Raw genomic sequence first — 14478 nt, forward strand, 5'->3', positions numbered from 1 at the left:
ACTTTATAGGCTGTCTTGCTACCAGTGCTTAAATATCTCATGAAAGTATTCAAGTTAACCTTGTTATTTTGTTTTGCTCTTTTCCTAGCTAGCCCACAAGTATTGGCAGCGGTAATCTTACAGTATCACCACATCAGCACTGAAACACCGCCCAGTACAAGCATTTCACCTGAGCAATTTGAACGTCACATGCAATACTTAAAGCAGCAAGGTTTTCATGTGGTGCCCTTGTCTGACATAGTCGATGCTATTTCAAATCACCAACCACTTGCCGACAAGACGGTGGCAATTACTTTCGATGATGCTTACATAGATATTTTAACCCAAGGGAAACCTATATTAGATAAATATGACTATCCATACACCATCTTTGTCAACCCAGGCATTATCGAAGCACAGCGACAAAATTACCTATCATGGCAACAATTAAAGGTAATGGCTGATGAAGGTGCCATTATTGCTAATCATGGCTACAACCACGACTCGTTAACTAGGCCTAAGCAAGGTTTATCTGAAGATATGTGGCTAGCACAATATGAACACGATTTAATGCGGGCAGAGAAACTACTAAAAGAAAACGTCGGACAAAGTTATCGTTATTTTGCTTATCCATATGGCGAGTACACGCCAGCTATTCAACAATGGCTGAAACAAAATCAATTTACTGGTTTTTCACAACAATCTGGAGCGGTAGGAATCTCTACAGATACTTCCGCTATTCCGAGATTTCCAGCTTCTCAGCCATATGACAAAATTGCCAGTTTAAGAGATAAGTTGAACGCTTTACCTTTTAGTATTTCGACGGATGAAGACAATGCTAAAACTATATTCACTTATCAAGCGAAAAAATCGGTAACGTTTAATGTTGAAGTTCAAGACTTCAATAAACGTCAGCTCAATTGTTATATTTCTGGTCTAGGTAAGCAAAAGATACAGTGGCTTAACGACACTGCATTTAAAATTGATTTTAATGGAGACTTACCCGTAGGAAGAGTGCGATGCAACTGCACCGCACCAAGTATCGAAAAGCCTGGGCGCTTTTATTGGTACTCAAAACCTTGGTTTGTACTGAATTCAGATAGCAGTTGGTACCCGCTATAAATCAGCCAAGGTAACTACCCGCTTAAAGTCAGCCACTAAGTCTTCTTCGTTAATTGAAGGAATTTGACCCAACACTTCTTGCGGTTTAAAAATAGCGGCAATTTTACCATTAGGATTGATCAAAACAATTGATGCACTATGGTCAACTAAGTAGTTTTCCTGCTCAGGATCATCAGCGATGGCATACATTAAGCCTAGATTACGAGCAAAAGGAAACAACACGCCATGATCTGCTCTTAAAGCTAGGAATTCTGAATTAAAATAAGCGATGTATTGTGAGAGCTTTTCTACTTTATCCCGCATAGGATCAACAGACACTAGCAATACTTGCGTATCGGCAACCACTTTAAGTTCATCGTAAACAAAATTAAGCTTTTGTAATGTCGTTGGGCAGACATCTGGACACGAGGTATAACCAAAAAATACCCAAGACCACTTACCTTCAAGGTCTTTATTTGTAAATGCTTCACCTGTATGAGCAGTTAAAGTAAACGGCTCAACTACTCTTGGTGCTTGATAATATAGCGCGGTTTTGGGTAGTTCAGGTTTCGACATCGCTGAATAAATAAAAACGCCACAGGCAACTGAAACAATGGCGACAATAACATAAAGCAATTTGTTCATTAGGCAATCGGTAATAAGTAGTGATCTAACAGTAAAATAATAAACAACAACATTAAGTGAATTATTGAAAACTTAAATGTCGCCATCGCGGTTTTTTCATTGGCATTGAATTTTAGCTGCCAAGCATAAACAAAGAAAATCAAATTCAGTGCCACAGCACCAATCAAATATAGCCAGTTGCTCATCCCTACTAAGTAAGGTAACAAGCCAACAACAAATAACAGAACGGTATAAAGCAAAATTTGTGTTTTAGTAAATTCTACGCCGTGTGTTACTGGCAGCATTGGAATATTCACTTTTGCATAGTCATTTTTTCGATGGATAGCCAGGGCCCAGAAATGCGGTGGCGTCCAAGTGAAAATTAACAACACTAGCAGCAATGCATGCGAGTGAATTTCATTGGTCATCGCTGTCCAACCTAACAGAGGCGGAATAGCACCCGCTAATCCACCAATCGTAATATTTTGCGGCGTAGCGCGCTTTAAGTACATAGTGTAAATAAAGCCATAGCCCACTAAGCCAGAAAGTGTCAGCCAAGCAGTTAATGGATTAACCAATGCATACAACATCATAAAGCCAATAAGTGCTAACGCGCTTGCAAACAATATTGCGCCACTTTGACTAATGCGGCCATTAGGCAACGGACGATTATGAGTGCGCCCCATGACGCTGTCTATTCGCTGATCAACAATATGATTAATTGCAGCTGCAGCTGACGACAGCATACCGATACCCAACATCGCTGGAATAAGTAACTGCCAAGGCACAATACCCGGCACTGATAAACACATACCAACTAAAGCAGTTAATACTAATAAAGCGACAACACGAGGCTTGGTAATTTCATAATAATCTCGCCATAATGGCTGAGTGATAACGGCATTGTTTGATATAACAGCTGCTTTACTCATTTAAGCCTCCTAAATTTTACGTTTTAAACTATATGTTAATGTGATGAGCGCCATCATCAAGCAGGCCGCCACCACATTGTGGCTAACCGCAATTGCCAAGGGCAGTGACATCACGATATTACTAATGCCCAATCCAACTTGAACCAACAGAATGGCGATAAGCACACTCGGCACAGTTTGGAAAAATGATGTTTGCGCACGCCGCATGATCGCCAATGCTAACCACACTAAATAACCAAAAGTAATGATTGCACCGATACGATGCATAACATGAATAGTGACGCGTTGATCGTGGCCTAAATGCCCAAATTCATAGGTATCTCTTTCTGGAGGGATTAAGTCAAACGACTCATCAAAAGTTATTTGCTCAATCCAGCCATCCTGGCAAATTGGCAGTTCTGTACAATGAAGCGCGGCATAATTTGCCGCAGTCCAGCCACCTAAAGCAATTTGGCCAGCCAGTAATCCTATGCCAACCACGCCAAACTTTGCATATTTTTTGATCGACCAGTCAGAGCCTGGTATCCGATATGGAGTGAGCCTCAGGTAGAGCAAAAACAGCAAGCAAAGCGTAGTGAACCCGCCTAACAAATGCGCCATAACCACAATTGGCATTAGCTTCATGGTTACCGTCCACATACCTAGAGCTGCTTGAAACGTCACTATCATCAAAATCAATATCGGTAAAAATAAAGGTTGGCCTTGGTGCCGATTTTTAATTGATAAAATTGTAATCAGCAAAATTAACAATCCTAATGAACCGGCGAAATATCGATGAATCATTTCATTCCACGCTTTTTCTGGCTCAACTGGACGTTCAGGAAAAGCTAGCTCTGCTTTAGCTATTTGTTCGGATGTTTCTGGCACATCAATTAAACCATAACACCCAGGCCAATCTGGACAGCCTAAACCCGCATGAGTTAATCGCGTATAAGCCCCTAAACTCACCACGACTATCGCAAGCAAGATACTGACTAGCACTAAGCGTCTTACATTAAACATACTTAACCAACCCTCGAATATTTAAGTAACTTCTTCATGTCTGCCAATACCGCCTTACCAAATACAGCTAACTGTTCGGCATCTTTGGGAGGTTGGTGAGTTAGCACAATATTTCCCAATGGATCTACTACAAACATTGTACCCGGTACTAATTGAGGATGAGATAGCGCTGGTACTTGATATTGCTTCCATTTAGATAAGTTAAATTGCTCGTTATCAATGCCATTATTCAATAGCACTGATTGCACTCTCGGCATTTCTTTACCAAGCGCGACATAAGTATTAGCTAGTGCGTTTACCGATTTTTGACAGCTTAAGCCGCATTTATCAGGTGAATTGAAGACCATTAACCATTGTTTTTCTGGTTGTATTTCAGTTAATGAAAGATCGGTAAGTGATACAGGGTTATCAAGTAACTGCCCTTGGTTAGTAACACCATAATTGAACCATTGTTGCTCTAAGGCGACTTTCGCTATTACGATAGGTACCAGAAATGCTGCGCAAACAAGTAAGAAATTGCGGCGACTTTTTTTAGTTTCTACCTGTTGCTCAGGACTACTCATATTAATTGGCCTTTTTATTGTTATTTTTCCATGCAGCCCAAATCATAAGGGCTAGCCAGGCAATCGCTAAACTAAACCACTGAAAAGCATATCCCCTATGCTTCTCTGGTGGCATAACTACAGGTTGCCAGTGCTTTTTATAACCAACAACTTCATTTTTATCTAAGTACACAGCAAAGGGCAATAGCTGTTTAGAAAATAATCGTCCTAGTTTTTCAATTTCGACCTGTTGAACTCGCAATGGAATACTGTTTTTACTATAGGCTTGCTCAGCTAAAACGATACCCGGTTCTATATAACGAATGTTGCCCTTTAGTTGATGTGTTCCTTTAATAATTTCAATATCAGGTAGTACAGAACGGTCTCGACTACCAGATACCCAGCCTAAATTAACGAGTACAGGTAATTCTTCTTGATGATGAAAAAGCTGAAATACTCGATAACCTAAGCGTCCGTCAGAACTTTGATTATCAAGCACTATTAATACTTCAGGATCAAATTGTCCATTAAGTATTACTGGCTGGTCATTCAAAATTTCCTGTTCTTTTATTGTTGCTAAAACATTCTCTAAAGGTTGATGTTCTAAACCTAGTAATTGTTCAATTCGGCTTAAGCGCACTTCTTTTTCTGAAGCTCGTTCAGCTTGCCAAAGTCCTAACTTGATTAAGCCAGAAAAAACCAGCAAGGTAATAGCTAACCAAATTATGTTAACGGCTCTAAATAATGAAGAGAGTCGATTTACACCCATTACACGCTCGGAGTATTTATGCTGATTAAATTGATCATTGGTGGACTACTTGGCTTTATGATTTACAACTTATTTAAAGCATTAATGATGATGAATAAAAACGACCCAAACCAGCCACCCATGTCAAAATTTATCGGGCGCCGAGTCATGACTTCTGTTGTTATTGTTCTATTGTTATTAGTTGGTATTTTAACGGGGCTAATTACACCTAATCCCCGACCTTTTTAAAGAAGTTAAGCAAAGAGCAATGTAATGTTTGCTCTTTGCTCTTTGCTCTTTGCTCTTTGCTCTTAAATGATATACACAAAGAAAAACAGCAACACCCAAACGACATCAACAAAATGCCAATACCAACTAGCAGCTTGGAATGCAAAGTGATTCTTCGGCGTAAAATGGCCTTTAAGTACCCTAAAGAATACTGCGATAAGCATAATGGTTCCCAAGGTTACATGCATACCATGGAAGCCGGTTAGCATATAAAAGGTATTCCCATAAATGCCACTATCTAAATAAAGCTTCATCTCTTCAGAATAACCGTGAGCATATTCCTCGACTTGGAAGAACAAGAAGGTAAGACCTAATAAAATGGTTAAACCTAACCATACCTTCAATTGCTTACGCTTATCTTGTTCTAACGCAACGTGGGCAAAGTGCGCAGTAACAGAAGAAGTTAACAGCAAAATGGTGTTTAGCAACGGTAAACCATACCAACCCATTGCTGTTGTTTCAGTACCATCTGGAGTTTTAATTAGTGGCCAAGTTGCAGTAAATTCTGGCCACAATACTTCTCCAGTCATAAAATTATTTCCCGCGCCATCTAACCAAGGTACTGAAAATACACGTGCGTATAACAATGCGCCGAAAAATGCGGCAAAAAACATTACTTCCGAAAAAATAAACCAACTCATACCTTGCTTAAATGAGTTGTCCATTTGATGGCTATATTTTCCAGACATTGACTCTTGTATAACATTGCTAAACCAGCCATATACCATATAAATACACATGGCGAGACCAGCTAACAACATCCAGCCTCCCCAGCTGGATTCACCACTTTCTAACATTGAGACGTATTTGCCTGCTCCCAACGCGATAAAAAATAACGCTACCGCACCCACTATAGGCCAATGGCTTTGGGCCGGTACGTAATAAGTTTCATATTCTTTAGTAGTCATCGCTATTCCTCTGTTCTAGCGTGCACAACGCCTATGATTCAACACTTTCCGTAACGTCATACAAAGTGTACGACAAAGTTAAAGTTGAGATATGTTCTGGCAGCTCAGGATCTACATAAAACTGTAATGCCATTTCAACATCTTCTCTTGCTTTTAACGGTTGGTGATTAAAGCAAAAACACTCTATTTTTTGAAAATATAATGCGGCTTGCCCTGGAGATACTGACGGTACTGCTTGTCCGATAATATCTTTGCTTGATTCATTTTTGGCGTAAAACTTCACTAATTTCATTTCACCAGGGTGCACTTTTATTTCTCGAACCATTGGCTCAAATTGCCAAGGTATACCTTTCGATAAGTGACTTATAAACTGCACAGTAACTATGCGACTTTCATCAACGCCTTTGTCGTTAACCTGTGCAGCTGTGTTGGCTGTTTTGCCATTTAACCCAGTGATATCACAAAACACGTCATACAAAGGCACCATAGCAAAACCAAAACCGAACATAGCAAATACAACAAGTACTAGCTTTTTTACGGTTTTCTGTACATTTTGATCAGGTGTCTTTGTCATTGCGTTTCCTCTTTATTTTTCTATTTTATTTAATCAATTTTTGGCGGCTTTTCGAACGTGTGATACGGCGCAGGTGAAGGCACAGTCCACTCAAGTCCTTCTGCCCCATCCCACGGTTTCGCTTCTGCTTTTTTACCGCCTTTAATACATTTAATTACAACAGCTAAGAAAATTAACTGCGATAATCCAAAGGCAAAGCCGCCTATGCTGACCCACTTATTAAAGTCTGCAAATTGCAATGCATAGTCAGGAATACGACGTGGCATACCTGCTAAACCTAAGAAGTGCATAGGGAAGAAAAGTAAATTCACCGAAATTAGTGAACACCAGAAATGCCACTTACTCAATGCATCATCGTACATGTAACCAGTCCATTTAGGCAGCCAATAGTAAGCACCTGCATAGATTGAGAACAATGCACCTGTCACCAATACGTAATGGAAATGCGCAACTACGAAGTAAGTATCATGGTACTGGAAATCCACTGGTGTCATCGCCAGCATTAGCCCTGAAAAACCACCAATCGTAAATAAGATTACAAATGCTAGTGAAAATAGCATTGGTGTTTCAAAACTTATCGCCCCGCGCCACATTGTTGCAACCCAGTTAAAAACTTTTACGCCAGTTGGAACAGCAATTAACATAGTGCAGTACATAAAGAACAATTCACCAAACAATGGCATACCTGTCGTAAACATATGGTGAGCCCATACAATAAACGATAAAAACGCTATTGATGCTGTGGCGTAAACCATTGAGCTATAGCCAAATAAAGGCTTGCGAGAAAATGCTGGAATGGTTGTCGAAACGATACCAAATGCCGGCAATATCATGATGTATACTTCAGGATGACCAAAGAACCAGAATATATGCTGGAACATTACCGGATCTCCACCACCGGCCGCATCAAAAAAGCTGGTACCGAAATAGGTGTCCGTTAATACCATAGTTACTGTACCTGCTAATACAGGCATTACAGCAATAAGTAGGTAAGCAGTAATGAAGAAGGTCCACACAAATAGAGGCATTTTCATGTAGGTCATGCCTGGTGCGCGCATATTCATTATGGTTACTACGATATTAATCGCCCCCATAATTGAAGAAATACCCATGATGTGCACAGCAAAAACAAAGAATGCGGTACTACCATTACTGTAAGTTGTTGAAAGTGGCGCATAGAATGTCCAACCAAAGTTTGGTGCACCACCACCAATAAAGAACGACATCAATAAAATACTAAAAGCAAAAGGAAGAATCCAAAAACTCCAGTTATTTAATCGAGGTAGTGCCATATCCGGTGCACCTACCATCATAGGTATCATCCAGTTAGCAAGACCTGTGAATGCAGGCATAATGGCACCAAATACCATTATCAAACCATGCACCGTGGTCATCTGGTTAAAGAAATCAGGCTCTATAATTTGCAAACCTGGTTGGAAAAGCTCGGCACGAATAACCATCGCCATCGCACCGCCAACCAAGAACATGATAAAAGAAAACCATAAATACATTGAACCAATGTCTTTGTGGTTTGTGGTATATAACCAGCGTTTTAAGCCAGTCATTTTATGATCATGATGCTCATCATGTTGATGATCAGTATCTTGAATTACGTCAGTTGTCATATTCAATCCTCCCTACTTCGCACTTACTGCATCAACATCTGCTGGCTGTACAACATCGCCAGAATTGTTACCCCAAGCATTTCGCTCATAAGTAACTACAGCTGCAATTTCTGATTTGGTTAACTGGCCACTAAATGCCTGCATAGCAGGATTTTTCTTACTGCCGTTATAAACCATATCAATATGACCACTTACATCGCCGGCAATAATTGGGCTACCGATCAATGAAGGGAACGCTGGCGGCATACCTGCGCCAGTAGGTTGGTGACAAGCGACACAAGCCTTCATATAAACTTCTTCGCCTTTAGTCATTAATTCATCAAGGGTATAGACCTTGGTCAAATCTTCTTCTACCGCAGCAGAAGTTTGAGCAGGAGCAGGTTCTGCAGCTGCAGGTGCAACAGGTTGAGTACTTGTGTCGCCTTTTGCACTGTTTGCGATATCATTAACATCGCTTGCTTGAACCATTTGACCTGTATCATTACCCCAAGCATTACGCTCATAAGTCACTACAGCAGCAACTTCCTTAAGCGACAATTGCTTACCAAACGGAGGCATTGCGTTTTTACCTTTAACAACAATATCGACATGATTTGCAATTTGAGCAGGGTCTGTTGCAATGGCGCTGCCTTTAAGCGCGGGGAATGCTGGCGGTAAGCCCATACCTGTAGGCTGATGACAAGCTGCACAATACGCTGTGTAAGTTGTTTCACCCAACTGCATTAGCTCTTCCATTGACATAGAGGCATTTAGCGAAGCAGCTTCAGCAGCTTTGGCATCGGCAATCAGTTGTTTCTGCTCGGCAATCCACGCAGCGTAGTCTGCTTCAGATTTAACTTCCACAACAACCGGCATGTAGCCATGGTCTTTACCACAAAGCTCAGCACACTGGCCGCGATAGACACCTGGTTCATCAACTATTGTCCATGCTTCATTAATAAAGCCAGGGTTTGCATCTTGTTTAACAGCAAAAGCCGGCACCCACCATGAATGAATTACATCGTCTGAAGTAATTAAAAAGCGTACTTTTTTATTAACAGGAATAACGAGTGGTTTATCAACTTCCAGTAAGTAATTCTCACCTTTAGCTATGGTACTGCCATCGCGATTATCGAATTGTTCTCGAGGCGTTGAAAGTACTGAGAAAAACTCAATGTCTTGATCGAAATACTTATAATGCCATTTCCATTGAGAACCCGTGACTTGAATAGTAATGTCAGAGTTATCATTGTTTTCCATTTTAATCAGCGTGCTAGTCGCAGGCACTGCCATAGCAATTAAGATAACGATGGGAATAGCAGTCCAAAGGATTTCGACCTTAGTACTTTCATGGAAAGTTGCGGGAGTTACCCCTTTAGATTTTCGATGGAATGCCATCGACCAAAACATAGCGCCAAACACTACAAGACCAATGATGGTACAAATCCACAATATCAGCATATGAAGGTCATAAACCTCATTACTAATTGCAGTAACACCTTTGGTAAGGTTTAACTCCATTTCTGCCCAAGCTGAACTGGAAAGCAAAGTCCCCATTAACAGCCAACCTAGGTTACGTCTCTTCACTCGACATCTCCTCTACCCTGTTGAATAACAAAGACGCAAAAAGGTTAATGAGCAAACTCACTAACAGCACTGGCTTTGTTAATTTTGTTTATGGTGTTTAAAAGGCTTAGCGCACCAACACCACTTATTATTCTTTTGTTATTATTTTTGTATATTTACCACCCTAGAATTACTCAAAATTTAACCAAGATCTAGTGCTTTATTTTGAAATTAAATAAATTTTTCTTTATATATCAGTAGAGTATGAACTCTAATACTGAGGCCGAGGTCTGGTTAAATATTCAGCAACAAGGCATGGGTATTGAGCTTGAGAGATTTGACAAACTTTGATTAAGATCAAAAAAACCAGCAATTATTGCTGGTTTTTTATTTTAACAAGAAGTGATCGTTTGGTTAAAAAACAACCTATTGATAATGTTTACATCCAATCAGCGTTTCGAATAACGCCAACAGCAATTCCTTCTACATTGAAATGTTGAGACGCCAAATCCACCTTAATTGGTGAAAAATCTTCATTTTCCGCATGAAGGTAGACAACATTGCCTTCGCGTTTAAATCGTTTAACGGTAACATCTTCTTCGACACGAGCTACAATAACTTGTCCATTTTGTACGTCACTTGTCTGATGTACTGCCAATAAATCACCATCTAAAATGCCGATGTCTTTCATACTTTCACCGTTAACTCGTAGCAAGTAATCTGCAGCTGGATGAAATAAGCTACCATCAACTTGATAACGTTCTTCAATGTGCTCTTGCGCTAATATTGGCTCACCTGCTGCCACTCGACCAATCAATGGCAACCCCTCTTCTTCAAGGAACTCCTCCGCTAATCGAATACCACGCGAAGTACCCGGTAACATTTCTATATAACCTTTTTTTGCTAACGCTTTTAAATGCTCTTCAGCAGCGTTGGCAGACTTAAAACCAAAAAAATCAGCAATTTCTGCACGTGTTGGCGGCATACCTGTTTCGGCTATTTTTTCTTTTATCAAATCAAAAATTTGTGATTGGCGCGCGGTTAATGGCTTCATAATGCCCCTGATATTCATACAGTATTACTGGAAGTATATACAGCTTATATTATAGTGCAATAAAAAAATAGCCCGATAAAGTTCAATGAACACTTTTAGCGTTTTTAACTGTCGTGTTACTATTGTCGGTATTGCTTAATTTAGAGGGATTGTTTAATGAAAGTTACCGTTTTTGGTATAGGTTATGTTGGGCTTGTGCAAGCTGCAGTTCTAGCATCAGTCGGACACGACGTAGTTTGTGTCGATGTCGATGAAGCTAAGGTTGAAAACTTAAAAAAAGGCCTAATCCCAATTTATGAACCAGGCTTAACGCCCTTGGTTGAAGAAACCTATCAAAATGGGCTATTAAACTTTACTACTGATGCTGAAATGGGTGTTACACATGGTGACATTCAATTTATCGCTGTCGGCACCCCTCCAGATGAAGATGGCTCAGCAGATCTTAAATATGTGCTCGCTGTAGCAGAAACAATTGCTACCTACATGAACACACCTAAAATTATCGTCGATAAGTCTACTGTACCTGTAGGAACCGCAGATAAAGTCACTAATAAAATAAGCAATGTACTCTTAGATCGTGGAGAGACAATTGATTTTAATGTTGCCTCTAACCCAGAATTCCTAAAGGAAGGTGCGGCCGTTAGTGACTGCATGAAACCAGATCGTATTGTTGTAGGTACAGATAACGAGCACGTTAAAAGCTCAATGCGAGAATTATACGCACCATTTAATAGAAATCACGATCGAATGATATTTATGGATGTACGTTCGGCTGAGCTTACAAAATATGCCGCCAACTGTATGCTAGCAACCAAAATTTCATTTATGAATGAAATGTCAAATTTAGCCGAACGACTAGGTGCTGATATCGAAGCGGTTAGACATGGTATTGGCTCAGATAGTCGTATTGGTTACCAATTCATTTATCCCGGCTGTGGCTATGGTGGTTCATGTTTCCCTAAAGATGTTCAGGCACTGATTAGAACGTCCAATGAAATAGGTTATAGCCCTTCTCTGCTTACCGCTGTAGAAACGGTAAATGTAGCGCAGAAACAAAAACTTTATAGTAACCTAAATGATTATTTTAAAGGGGAACTCGCTGGCAAAACTATCGCTTTGTGGGGACTATCATTTAAGCCGCAAACAGACGATATGCGCGAAGCTTCTTCTATTGTACTAATGAAAGCACTTTGGGAAGCAGGTGCAAAAGTGCAAGCATATGACCCAGAAGCAATGGAAGAGTGCCAGCGAATTTTCGGTTCAAGAGATGACTTACTGTTAGTTGGTACCAAAGAATCAGCGCTTAACAACGCTGACGCCCTAGTCGTTTGTACGGAATGGAGTCAGTTTAGAGCGCCTGATTTCAATCTAATTGCAGACCAGCTAAATCACAAGGTGATAGTGGACGGCAGAAACTTATATGACCCACAGCTAATGCTAGAAAAAGGCTTTAGTTATTATGGCATCGGTCGTGGCGAAAGCGTAAAGAAACAAGGTAACTAATCATGAAATATTTAGTCACTGGTGCCGCTGGCTTTATTGGTTTTTATGTTGCTCAAAGGCTTTGTAATGAAGGGCACGAAGTTGTCGGCATCGATAATTTAAATGACTACTACGACGTAAATTTGAAGCAAGCACGATTAGCGCTACTAGAGTCATTAGACAATTTCAGTTTCCAAAAACTAGATCTAGCAGATAGGGAAGGAATTAAAGCACTTTTTGCTGCTCAGCAATTTAACCGCGTCATTCATTTAGCAGCACAAGCGGGTGTGCGTTATTCAATAGACAACCCAATGGCTTACGCAGACGCTAACTTAGTCGGTCACTTGACGATATTAGAAGGGTGTAGACAAAATAACGTCGAGCATTTAATTTATGCTTCTTCCAGTTCTGTTTATGGTCTTAATGCTAAAGTACCATTTGAAACATCTGATACTGTTGATCACCCAATTTCACTTTATGCCGCGACAAAGAAATCAAATGAGTTGATGTCTCATACCTACTCGCACCTTTACGGTATACCAACCACAGGCCTAAGATTTTTTACAGTTTATGGTCCTTGGGGAAGACCAGATATGGCACTTTTTAAATTTACCAAAGCCATATTCGAAGGAAAAGCTATCGATATTTATAATAATGGCGACATGCAAAGAGATTTTACTTACGTCGACGACATTGTAGAAAGCATTATTAGAATAAAAGACTGTATACCAACTCCTAATAACAAATGGAATGTGGAGCAAGGTTCCGCTGCAACGAGTTCAGCACCCTATAGAGTATTTAATATAGGCAATGGCAACCCTGTTAAATTACTGTCGTTTGTTGAGGCAATTGAAAAAGCAACTGGTATTGAAGCCAATAAAAACTATTTGCCTATGCAACCTGGTGATGTTTATCAAACATTTGCCGATGTCGAAGATTTATTCAAAGTTACTGATTACAGGCCAAATACGGACATTCAGCTTGGAATCAATAACTTTGTTGACTGGTATAAGTCGTTTTATAAAGTTTAGAAAGCTTTGTTAAAAGCTAAACTTTAACATTGTCCATGTACCAAGGCATAGCGTCTAAAATGCCTTGCTGTACACGATGTTGAGGATTGAATTGTAGTTTTTCTTTTGCTTTGGATATATCAGCTTGAGAATGGCGAACATCGCCGGCACGAAAATCGCGATACACAGGTTCTTTGTCAATATCAATGCCGTTATCTACTAATGCTGCCTTTATAGAAGCGTACAACTCATTCAACGTCGTTCTATCTCCTAAAGCGACATTATATACTTCATTTTTTGCTTCTTCTGAGCCTGTGGCTGCTAATATATTCATTTGAACAGTATTATCGATATAACAAAAATCTCTGCTAGTCTCACCGTCACCATTAACAAATACATCCTCACCTTTAATCATTGATGCCGTCCATTTGGGAATAACAGCGGCATAAGCACCATCAGGATCTTGGCGTCTACCAAAGACGTTAAAATAACGTAAGCCTATACATTTGAAATCGTAAGTGCGTGCATAAACGTTAGCATAAAGCTCATTTACATATTTAGTCACTGCATATGGTGAAAGTGGATTACCGATATTTTCTTCTACTTTAGGTAACGCTGGGTGGTCGCCATAAGTAGAACTACTTGCAGCGTAAGTAAAGCTTTTCACTTTGGCTTGTTTCGCTGCTTCCAACATATTTAAAAAGCCTGTCACATTCGCAGCATTCGACGTTATGGGATCGGCAATGGAGCGAGGTACCGAACCTAATGCAGCTTGGTGCAACACATAATCAATACCCGAACACGCATGATGACATGTATCAAAATCACGAATATCACCTTCAATAAAAGTGAACTTTTGCCATTGTGATTCTGTTACGATACCTTTTACTTCATCAAGGTTTTTTTGGTAGCCCGTCGCAAAGTTATCCAGCCCAACAACTTGTTGGTCAAGCTTAAGCAAAGCTTCCAATAAATTCGAGCCAATAAAGCCAGCTACGCCAGTAACTAGCCATATTTTAGGTGATTGAATTAATTCATTTTTAACTTGTTCAAAAGTTCGCATG

15 protein-coding genes are annotated in these 14478 nt (G+C 40.0%); 4 read left to right on the forward strand and 11 right to left on the reverse strand.

Annotation, left to right across the window (positions count from 1 at the left end; translation table 11 throughout):
* Window positions 1–39: 39 nt before the first annotated feature.
* The gene (locus tag HII17_RS15845; RefSeq protein WP_169076352.1) at window positions 40–1101 is read left to right on the forward strand and encodes a polysaccharide deacetylase family protein; all 1062 of its coding nucleotides are present in this window, start codon (window positions 40–42) and stop codon (window positions 1099–1101) included.
* On the opposite strand, the gene HII17_RS15850 is transcribed toward HII17_RS15845, so the two are convergent.
* The 5 genes from HII17_RS15850 to HII17_RS15870 are packed head-to-tail and all read right to left on the reverse strand — an operon-like array spanning window position 1096 to window position 4949.
* The gene (locus HII17_RS15850) at window positions 1096–1725 is read right to left on the reverse strand and encodes an SCO family protein (protein ID WP_169076353.1); all 630 of its coding nucleotides are present in this window, start codon (window positions 1723–1725) and stop codon (window positions 1096–1098) included. The genes HII17_RS15845 and HII17_RS15850 overlap by 6 nt on opposite strands.
* The gene (gene cyoE, locus HII17_RS15855; protein WP_169076354.1) at window positions 1725–2636 is read right to left on the reverse strand and encodes a heme o synthase; all 912 of its coding nucleotides are present in this window, start codon (window positions 2634–2636) and stop codon (window positions 1725–1727) included. The genes HII17_RS15850 and cyoE overlap by 1 nt, the downstream gene beginning before the upstream one ends.
* A 9-nt stretch (window positions 2637–2645) precedes the next feature.
* Window positions 2646–3638, reverse strand: a complete 993-nt coding sequence (locus HII17_RS15860) for a COX15/CtaA family protein (protein WP_169076355.1) — start codon at window positions 3636–3638, stop codon at window positions 2646–2648.
* Between the two features lie 2 nt (window positions 3639–3640).
* Complete coding sequence (locus HII17_RS15865) at window positions 3641–4201, reverse strand: hypothetical protein (RefSeq protein WP_169076356.1); 561 nt, start codon at window positions 4199–4201, stop codon at window positions 3641–3643.
* Window position 4202: 1 nt separating this feature from the next.
* Window positions 4203–4949: an SURF1 family protein gene (locus HII17_RS15870; protein WP_169076357.1), complete on the reverse strand. Its 747-nt coding sequence runs from the start codon at window positions 4947–4949 to the stop codon at window positions 4203–4205.
* Window positions 4950–4967: 18 nt separating this feature from the next.
* Between HII17_RS15870 and HII17_RS15875 the strand changes: the two genes are divergently transcribed.
* Entirely contained in the window at window positions 4968–5177 is a 210-nt protein-coding gene (locus HII17_RS15875; protein WP_169076358.1) for a DUF2909 domain-containing protein, read from the forward strand.
* Window positions 5178–5239: 62 nt separating this feature from the next.
* Here the strand turns inward: HII17_RS15875 and HII17_RS15880 are convergent, their stop codons facing one another.
* The 5 genes from HII17_RS15880 to lexA form a co-directional block, all read right to left on the reverse strand.
* Window positions 5240–6124, reverse strand: coding sequence for a cytochrome c oxidase subunit 3 (locus HII17_RS15880; protein ID WP_169076359.1), 885 nt, complete (start codon window positions 6122–6124; stop codon window positions 5240–5242).
* A gap of 31 nt (window positions 6125–6155) precedes the next feature.
* On the reverse strand, window positions 6156–6698 hold the full coding sequence (locus tag HII17_RS15885; RefSeq protein WP_169076360.1) for a cytochrome c oxidase assembly protein: 543 nt from the start codon (window positions 6696–6698) through the stop codon (window positions 6156–6158).
* A 29-nt stretch (window positions 6699–6727) separates the two neighbouring features.
* A complete protein-coding gene (gene ctaD / locus HII17_RS15890; protein ID WP_169076361.1) occupies window positions 6728–8323 on the reverse strand; it encodes a cytochrome c oxidase subunit I in 1596 nt (531 codons plus the stop codon).
* Window positions 8324–8335: 12 nt separating this feature from the next.
* Window positions 8336–9859, reverse strand: a complete 1524-nt coding sequence (coxB, locus tag HII17_RS15895; protein WP_169076497.1) for a cytochrome c oxidase subunit II — start codon at window positions 9857–9859, stop codon at window positions 8336–8338.
* Between the two features lie 448 nt (window positions 9860–10307).
* Window positions 10308–10922, reverse strand: a complete 615-nt coding sequence (gene lexA, locus HII17_RS15900; RefSeq protein ID WP_169076362.1) for a transcriptional repressor LexA — start codon at window positions 10920–10922, stop codon at window positions 10308–10310.
* Window positions 10923–11078: 156 nt separating this feature from the next.
* On the opposite strand from lexA, the gene HII17_RS15905 reads away from it, so the two are divergent.
* Together HII17_RS15905 and HII17_RS15910 are read left to right on the forward strand one after the other, a co-directional pair.
* Window positions 11079–12425, forward strand: coding sequence for a UDP-glucose dehydrogenase family protein (locus HII17_RS15905; protein WP_169076363.1), 1347 nt, complete (start codon window positions 11079–11081; stop codon window positions 12423–12425).
* Between the two features lie 2 nt (window positions 12426–12427).
* Window positions 12428–13435 (forward strand): NAD-dependent epimerase, encoded by a 1008-nt coding sequence (locus tag HII17_RS15910; protein ID WP_169076364.1) that lies wholly within the window; start codon window positions 12428–12430, stop codon window positions 13433–13435.
* 16 nt (window positions 13436–13451) lie between these two features.
* On the opposite strand, the gene HII17_RS15915 is transcribed toward HII17_RS15910, so the two are convergent.
* Window positions 13452–14477: an NAD-dependent epimerase/dehydratase family protein gene (locus HII17_RS15915; protein WP_169076365.1), complete on the reverse strand. Its 1026-nt coding sequence runs from the start codon at window positions 14475–14477 to the stop codon at window positions 13452–13454.
* Between the last annotated feature and the right edge of the window lies 1 nt (window position 14478).

Origin of the sequence: Thalassotalea algicola (assembly GCF_012932965.1) — a bacterium.
GTDB lineage: Bacteria > Pseudomonadota > Gammaproteobacteria > Enterobacterales > Alteromonadaceae > Thalassotalea_F > Thalassotalea_F algicola.

Excerpts from the sequence above, each read along its gene's own strand:
- HII17_RS15905 (WP_169076363.1), top strand. The coding sequence starts at position 11,079 with ATGAAAGTTACCGTTTTTGGTATAGGTTATGTTGGGCTTGTGCAAGCT.
- HII17_RS15910 (WP_169076364.1), top strand. The coding sequence starts at position 12,428 with ATGAAATATTTAGTCACTGGTGCCGCTGGCTTTATTGGTTTTTATGTT.
- ctaD (WP_169076361.1), bottom strand. The coding sequence starts at position 8,323 with ATGACAACTGACGTAATTCAAGATACTGATCATCAACATGATGAGCAT.
- HII17_RS15915 (WP_169076365.1), bottom strand. The coding sequence starts at position 14,477 with ATGCGAACTTTTGAACAAGTTAAAAATGAATTAATTCAATCACCTAAA.
- lexA (WP_169076362.1), bottom strand. The coding sequence starts at position 10,922 with ATGAAGCCATTAACCGCGCGCCAATCACAAATTTTTGATTTGATAAAA.
- HII17_RS15870 (WP_169076357.1), bottom strand. The coding sequence starts at position 4,949 with ATGGGTGTAAATCGACTCTCTTCATTATTTAGAGCCGTTAACATAATT.
- HII17_RS15885 (WP_169076360.1), bottom strand. The coding sequence starts at position 6,698 with ATGACAAAGACACCTGATCAAAATGTACAGAAAACCGTAAAAAAGCTA.
- HII17_RS15865 (WP_169076356.1), bottom strand. The coding sequence starts at position 4,201 with ATGAGTAGTCCTGAGCAACAGGTAGAAACTAAAAAAAGTCGCCGCAAT.
- cyoE (WP_169076354.1), bottom strand. The coding sequence starts at position 2,636 with ATGAGTAAAGCAGCTGTTATATCAAACAATGCCGTTATCACTCAGCCA.
- coxB (WP_169076497.1), bottom strand. The coding sequence starts at position 9,859 with ATGGGGACTTTGCTTTCCAGTTCAGCTTGGGCAGAAATGGAGTTAAAC.
- HII17_RS15875 (WP_169076358.1), top strand. The coding sequence starts at position 4,968 with ATGCTGATTAAATTGATCATTGGTGGACTACTTGGCTTTATGATTTAC.
- HII17_RS15845 (WP_169076352.1), top strand. The coding sequence starts at position 40 with ATGAAAGTATTCAAGTTAACCTTGTTATTTTGTTTTGCTCTTTTCCTA.
- HII17_RS15860 (WP_169076355.1), bottom strand. The coding sequence starts at position 3,638 with ATGTTTAATGTAAGACGCTTAGTGCTAGTCAGTATCTTGCTTGCGATA.
- HII17_RS15880 (WP_169076359.1), bottom strand. The coding sequence starts at position 6,124 with ATGACTACTAAAGAATATGAAACTTATTACGTACCGGCCCAAAGCCAT.
- HII17_RS15850 (WP_169076353.1), bottom strand. The coding sequence starts at position 1,725 with ATGAACAAATTGCTTTATGTTATTGTCGCCATTGTTTCAGTTGCCTGT.